Origin of the sequence: Capsulimonas sp., from assembly GCF_039929585.1 — a bacterium.
Taxonomy (GTDB): Bacteria; Armatimonadota; Armatimonadia; order Armatimonadales; family Capsulimonadaceae; genus Capsulimonas.
Map to the genome: position 1 here is coordinate 1 of NZ_JBDSQY010000290.1, position 6,873 is coordinate 6,873.

The following is a 6,873-nucleotide window of genomic DNA, read 5'->3' on the forward strand; positions in this document are numbered from 1 at the left end:
CCCTTCCCGTTGCGGGAGGGGTGGCCGAAGGCCGGGGTGGGTGGAACACGGGAGGGGTGGCGCGAAGCGACGGGGTGGGTCACTCAGGAGGCGGTCGAAGGCCGCAGGTAGGTCATACGGCAGGTAAGAACGGCAAATCGGAAGGAGAACGTAACATGGCTTTGGCTCCCGCGACGCTGCAAAATCTGGAAACCAAAAAGACCTTCAAGTGTCTGTTCAATCCGACCGAGTACACGATCGCCAAGACGAATAACTGGAAGTCGAAGGAGCATACCGGCGAGAACGTCCCGAAGATCGACTTTACCGGCGGGCAGTCACGGTCGCTTAAGATGAAGCTGTTCTTCGATGTCTTTGAGGAAGACGGCGCCGATGTGCGGACATCGGTCGATATGCTCTGGGAACTAGCGCTGATCTATTCGGACAAGAAGCATCCGGTGACGAAGAAGTCCCGGCCGCCGCTCTGTCTGTTTCAGTGGGGGCCGAACTGGCAGTTCACGGCGGTGGTCGCGAGCCTATCGGTCAATTACACGCTGTTTCGGGAGGACGGCACCCCCGTGCGCGCCATGGCCGATGTGACGTTCACCGAGGCGCAGGACGACTCCAAGAAGAAGCCGACCAATCCGACATCACACAGCGAGGGCGGGCGCAAGCGGCGCGAGGTGCAGCCGCGCGATACCATCGCGATGATCGCCTTTGAAGAGTACGGTGACGCCAACCATTGGCGCAAGATCGCCGACGACAATCATCTCGACGACCCGCTGCATCTGCGGCCGGGCCAGATCCTTTCGATCCCGCCGCTTTCGTAAGGAGCTGCTTTCGCAATGTCCAACGCCGACACATCGCATCTGTCCCACTTTGATATTAAGGTGGGAGGCAAGCAGGAGCCCCAAATCCTGGAGGCGATGCTCGATTGCACCGTGGAAAACAGCCTGCACCTGCCGGACCTGTGTACCGTCCGGCTGCACGATCCGGGGTTCGTCTGGCTGGACAGCGACAAAGTCAAGGAAGGCGTCGCGATTGAGATTTTGGCGGGCGAAGAGAACGTCATGCCGCTCAAGACGATCTTTCAGGGCGAAGTGACCGCGCTGGAGATGGACCTCGCCGCGCACGGCTCGCCGACCCTCGTCCTGCGCTGCTCGGATCGTTCGCACCGATTGCACCGGGGACGCAAGAGCCGTTCCTTTGTCCAATCAAAGGACACGGATATTGTCAAGAAGGTCGCCGAAGAAGATGGCTTTACGGTCCATGCGGACACAACGTCGCAGGTCCATGAGTGGGTCTTTCAGAACAACCAGACCAACTGGGAGTTTCTGACCGAGCGGGCGGCGTACAATGGCTTTCGTCTGTTTGTCCAAGGCGAGAAAGACCTGCATTTTGAGAAAGTGCAGGACCAGGGAACCAGTGCGCTGACCATTGAATGGGGCAAAGACCTGCGCTCGTTCCGGCCGCGCACCTCGGCGGGGCGGCAAGTGAGCGAAGTGGTGGTGCGCGGCTGGGACCCAAAGACCAAGCAGCCGATTGTCGGATCCAGCAAGATTCCCATGGGCGTCCCGCAGATCGGTGACGCGAAAAGCGGCGGGGAGATCGCCGCCAAAGCCTTTGGCGCGGCGAAAATGGTCGTCGCCGACCGGCCTGTTCACAGTCAGGCCGAGGCTGACGACCTTGCGCGCTCCGTCTGCGACGATCTCGGCGGAAGCTTTGTAGAAGCCGAGGGGCTCTGTCACGGTCAGCCGACGCTCAAGCCCGGAATGATGGTCGAGATCAAGAACATCGGCAAGCGCTTCAGCGGCAAGTATCAAGTCAGCGCCACGACGCATGTGTATACGCCCGCCGAGGGCTTCTCCACACTGTTCTCGATCAGTGGGAAGAACCCCTCGACGCTCCTGGGCCTGCTCCAGGGTGAGGGAAACGGCAAGCGCGCCGCCGTCGGCGGCAACATCGTGGTGGGGCTTGTTACGGACAACGTCGATCCAGAAAACTTAGGGCGGGTCAAGGTCAAATATCCCTGGCTTACCGAGGATCACACCAGCTACTGGGCGCGCCAGTCCGCCCCGATGGCCGGCCCGGGACGCGGCTTTTACTTCCTGCCTGAAGTGGACGACGAAGTGCTGGTCGCCTTCGAGCACGGCGACATCCGCCGTCCGTATATCATCGGCGCTCTCTGGAACGGCAAGGACAAGCCGATTGAAGGCAACAGCAAGGCCATCGCCGGCGGCAAGGTCAATCGGCGCACGATTATGACGCGCATCGGGCATACGGTCTTGTTAGACGACACGGACGGTACGGGCGAAATGCGATTGACGACCGCGAGCGGCCATTACATCACGCTCAACGACAAAGACCAGAATATCACGGCGCAGACAAAGATGGGGCATAAGATTATCTTAGACGACGCCGGCAGCAAGATCGATATTGTCGATATGACCGGCGCGAACAAGATCACGATCGCATCCACGGACCAATCGATCACTATGACCTGCCTGGGAAACTTCAGCGTCAACGCCCTCGGCAGTATCTCGCTGACCACCGCGCAGACGCTCAGTATGCAGGCCGCCCTCGGCATCAATGAGACGACGCCCGCCATGATGACCCAATCGGTTGGCGGTGTCCTGAACCAGACGGTCGGGGGCGCGATGTCGCAGTCCGTCGGCGGGGCGTTAAATGTCCAGTCGGCGGGGGCCGTAGCGATTACGGCGGGCGGCGCGACGGCAATCACTGCGGGCGGCGCAATCACCATCACCGCGCCGACCGTGCCGATCACGGGCGTGATTATTCATAACGGAATACCGCTGCCGTAGGAGACCCTCATCCTAAAGTCGGTTTTCGATCTTCGGGTGGCATGCCGGCGGCTCTGCGCAGGCATGTATTGCGATCGAGAAGAAACGTGCGTTCCGCTTCGTACGTGAGACATGCCTGCCCAGAGCTGCCGGCATGCCACCCGGTGACGATGTTGTCGAAAGCAGGCGCGAAATGCCCGATCCAACAAAAGACTTTTTAGGCGCCGGCTGGAAATTCCCGCCACAATTAGATTCGCGCGGCCGGATCGAGCTCGTCAGCCAGGAGCAGGACGTCGCCGAGGCTCTGCGCATTATTCTGATGACGCGCAAGGGCGAGCGGGCGATGCGGCCCGACTTTGGCTCGGAATTATTCTCGCTGCAGTTCGCGCCCAACGACGCCACCACGGCGGGATTGGCGCGGCGGTACGCGCAGGAAGCTGTTGAGATGTATGAGCCGCGCATTGAAGTCAAGGAAGTGCATGCGGGGCCGGACCCGGAGCGGCCGGAGCGGCTGCTGATCAGTATCGCATACCATATCCATGCGACCAACGCCGATCGCAATCTGGTGTTTCCGTTCTATGTCAGTCCCGACGAGGAGTAACAGACCATGTCCCTGCCGTCTCCCAACCTGGACGACCGTAAGTTTCAGGAGATCGTCAACGACGTCAAGCAGCAGATCGGCCGGCGCTGCCCCGAGTGGACGGATCACAACGTCTCCGACCCAGGCGTCACGCTGATCGAGCTGTTCGCCTATATGACCGAGATGACGCTGTATCGTCTCAACCAGGTTCCTGAGAAGAATTATATCAAGTTCCTGGAGATGATCGGCGTGTCGCTGGAGCCGCCCAGTCCCGCGCTGACCGACTTACGCTTTCGATTGTCGCGCCCCATTGACGACCGTGACGGCGAAGAAGCGTTTGAGCGAACCCTGCGCGCCAGCGACACCGTCGCCGCCACCGTGCGCACCGAGACGGACGAGGCGATTGAGTTCGCCACGGACACGGACCTGCGGCTGGTGCGGCCACGGCTGACGCATGTTCTGGCCGCCCGCACCGACAGCGATCCGAACACGCTGCCCGGCGCGCGTGAATTTGCTCCAGGTGAGAAGGGTTTCCAAATTTTCAGCCCATCTCCGCGCGAGGGCGACGCCCTTTATCTGGGCTTCGAAGCCGATGTGTCCGGGAATCTGATCGAGCTGGAAGTGGACGCGGTGCAGTCGGCGGCGGTCGGTCTGGATGAAGACTATCCGGCGCAGCGCTGGGAGATCTGGAACGGTGAGGAGAGCCGCTGGGACCGCTTGGATGTTCCGCGCGACACGACTTACGGCTTCAACCGTCCGCCGGGAATGCCGCGCGGCGATGAGCCTTCGGGCCTGATCGAGCTGGCGATGCCGTCCAACCTCGTTTCGCGCTGGCTTGGCGGGAGGCGCGCCTACTGGGTGCGCTGCGTCTACACGCCGGACCTGCCGCCGCGCGGCGTGGACCGCCGTATCCCGGCGATCTACCAGAAGTCACCGGAGATCCGGTCCGTCACGGCGCGTACGATCGGCGGCTCGGCGCCGGCGAGCAACTGTATTGTCATCGCGTGGAAAGACTTAGGGCAGAGCGATGGGAGCGCAGGCCAGGTCTTCACGCTCGGCCACTCGCCGATCCTGCCGCGTCGCCCGGGAGAGACGATCGCCGTCGGCGAGCAGGGCGCCTCTCATGCGGAGCTTCAGCCGTGGGAGGAAGTTCTCGACTTTGCGGACAGCGGTCCCGACGATCGGCACTTTGTCTGTGATTCTCTCACGGGTGAGATTTTCTTTGGGCCGAACGTCCCGCAGCCCGACGGCTCCACGCGCCAGCACGGCGCGATCCCGGCGAAGGGCTTGACGGTCACCTTCACCGGGTATCGCTACGGTGGGGGCGTGCAGGGCAACGTCGCGCCGGACCAATTGACGGTTCTTAAAAGCTCGATCCCTTATATCTCGACTGTCAGCAATCCGCGCCGCGCCGAGGGTGGGCGTGAGCAGGAGTCGCTGGAGCGGGCGAAGATGCGCGGCCGGACGATTCTGCGCATGCGCGATCGCGCCGTCACCGCCGAGGACTATGAATATCTGGCGCGCCGAGCCTCCTCGGGTGTTGGCCGCGCGCAGTGCGTCCAGCCGCGCGCCGTCCACGATGCCGGAAGCATTCCGCCCGGAGTGGTGCGCGTGCTGCTCGTCCCTTCGCTGGCTGGTGACGTGTCCGTGCCGCGTCCCGCCGATCTGCGCGTTTCCGAGCGCGTGCGCCGGGACGTCTTGACCTATCTCGACGAACGCCGCCTTTTGACCACCGTGCTCGAAGTCGCCGAACCCGATTATGTCTTCGTCTCGACAGAAATCACGCTGGTGGCCGACCCGAAGGCCGACGCCGCCCAGGTCCGTCGCGCGGTGCAGGCGCGTTTGGAAAACTTCGTCCATCCCTTGCGTGGCGGCCCGAACGGCGATGGCTGGCCTTTCCGTCTCACGCTCACGCTGTCTGACATTTACGCCCAGGTGCAGGCGGCGAGCGGCGTCGCCTTCTTGCTCGACGCTAAGATCTTTGTTTCTCGGCTCGCCAACGCGACCGAGGGATTATTGACCCAGGAAGAACGGATCGATATTACCCAGGGCGTTCGCGTGAATGAGCATGAGCTGCTCTGCACTCGCGAGCATCGTATCCGAGTGCGGCCCATGTCCGCAGTGGGGGAGGAGTGACCCACCCTGGCGCTTCGCGCCACCCCTCCCTTGAAGCAGGGAAGGGTTGGAAAGAGATGCTCGGACGAAAGTCGCTCTCGATAACAAAATCCTAATTACCCCTCCCTGCTTCAAGGGAGGGGTGGCGCGAAGCGCCGGGGTGGGTCACTCGGGGGCGCGCGAAGCGCAGGGATAGGTCTCGAAAGCCTTATGAACGAAACGTCAGATACCAGTCCAAACTCGACGCCCAGCGTCCCGAGAAAAGACTTTGGTGTCGATCTGAACTTAATTCCGGATGAGCTGGACGTTCCGCTGCGCGCGGAGCCGCCCGCGAACACGCCGGCGTCATTGTGGCATCGGGTGCAGATGCATCCGTCGGCGATGGTTTCGCTTTGGTCGCGGGACGCCGACTTGCGCATCGTGCGTCTCACTGTCGCCGGGAATTCGCCGTCTTGGAACCCGCGTTGGGTTCGCTGGACATACGCCGTCCGCCGCGCGCCCGAACTTCAGGGCGGAGCGGCGCTCGACGCTCAGGATATGCTCAGCGAAGACGGCGCCACGCTGACATTGCTGCTGCTCCCCGGCGAGCAGCGCTCCGTGACGCTGGAGTTTCTGCCTTTTCTGGATGGGGAAACTTACACCGGCGATTACCCCTTCACCGTCGTGCTGACCGACGCCGGGGATGACCGAACAGCGGACACGCCGGGACGGCTGCGCCTGACGCATCCGCCCGCCGGACTGCTGGATCTGCTGCCGTCGATTTACTCCGGCCCGTCGGTCAGTCCGAGCGCGCGGTTCAAGCCCTACGAAGACCCGCCCTTCTTCACGCGTTTCCTGCGCGGCTTTGAAGACGCGAGCGAACCGCTGCAAGAATTACTAAGCCGCCGCGAGCGCTTCTTTGATCTCAATCAAGCCCCGGCGGATTTCCTGCCCTGGCTCGCCGGCTGGGTCTCATTGACCCTCGACGAAAACTGGCCCGAGCTCAAGCGCCGCCGCTTGATCCGCGAAGCGGTCGATCTCTACCGATGGCGCGGCACTCGGCGAGGGCTCTCACGTTATCTGGAGATTTACACCGGCGTCGTCCCGCGAATCGAAGACCAGCCCTTCGCTGGAATGCGCCTCGGCCCGGAGAGCCTGCTCGGCCGCGACACCCTGCTCGGCGGCGTCGGCGCGCACACCTTTGTCGTCACCCTCGCCGTTCCCGACCCGCGCGCGGTCAACGAACGGATCGTGCGGGATATTATCGAAAGCGAAAAGCCCGCTCACGCGGCTTATGATTTGAGGATCGTGCATCGGGTAGCAGGAACCGAATAAACACATCCTCAACCCAAGTCTCCCGGTTATGAAACCCGGGTCTGGGAGCGGCCAGAGCCGCTAAGCGTCCGTGCCGGACGCAAATGC

Annotated in this window: 5 protein-coding genes; all 5 read left to right on the forward strand. The window is 62.4% G+C overall.

Going from position 1 to position 6,873, the window contains the following annotated elements:
• On the forward strand, positions 1-806 hold an 806-nt coding region (locus ABIZ35_RS22015; protein WP_348222080.1), incomplete at its 5' end, for a LysM peptidoglycan-binding domain-containing protein.
• A 15-nt stretch (positions 807-821) separates the two neighbouring features.
• On the forward strand, positions 822-2,798 hold the full coding sequence (locus ABIZ35_RS22020; protein WP_348222081.1) for a VgrG-related protein: 1,977 nt from the start codon (positions 822-824) through the stop codon (positions 2,796-2,798).
• Positions 2,799-2,970: 172 nt separating this feature from the next.
• The gene (locus tag ABIZ35_RS22025) at positions 2,971-3,378 is read left to right on the forward strand and encodes a GPW/gp25 family protein (protein ID WP_348222082.1); all 408 of its coding nucleotides are present in this window, start codon (positions 2,971-2,973) and stop codon (positions 3,376-3,378) included.
• A 6-nt stretch (positions 3,379-3,384) separates the two neighbouring features.
• On the forward strand, positions 3,385-5,493 hold the full coding sequence (locus tag ABIZ35_RS22030; protein ID WP_348222083.1) for a putative baseplate assembly protein: 2,109 nt from the start codon (positions 3,385-3,387) through the stop codon (positions 5,491-5,493).
• 189 nt (positions 5,494-5,682) lie between these two features.
• Positions 5,683-6,786 carry a phage tail protein gene (locus tag ABIZ35_RS22035; RefSeq protein WP_348222084.1) on the forward strand — a complete coding sequence of 368 codons (1,104 nt, stop codon included), beginning with the start codon at positions 5,683-5,685 and terminating at the stop codon, positions 6,784-6,786.
• The last annotated feature ends 87 nt before the right edge of the window (positions 6,787-6,873 follow it).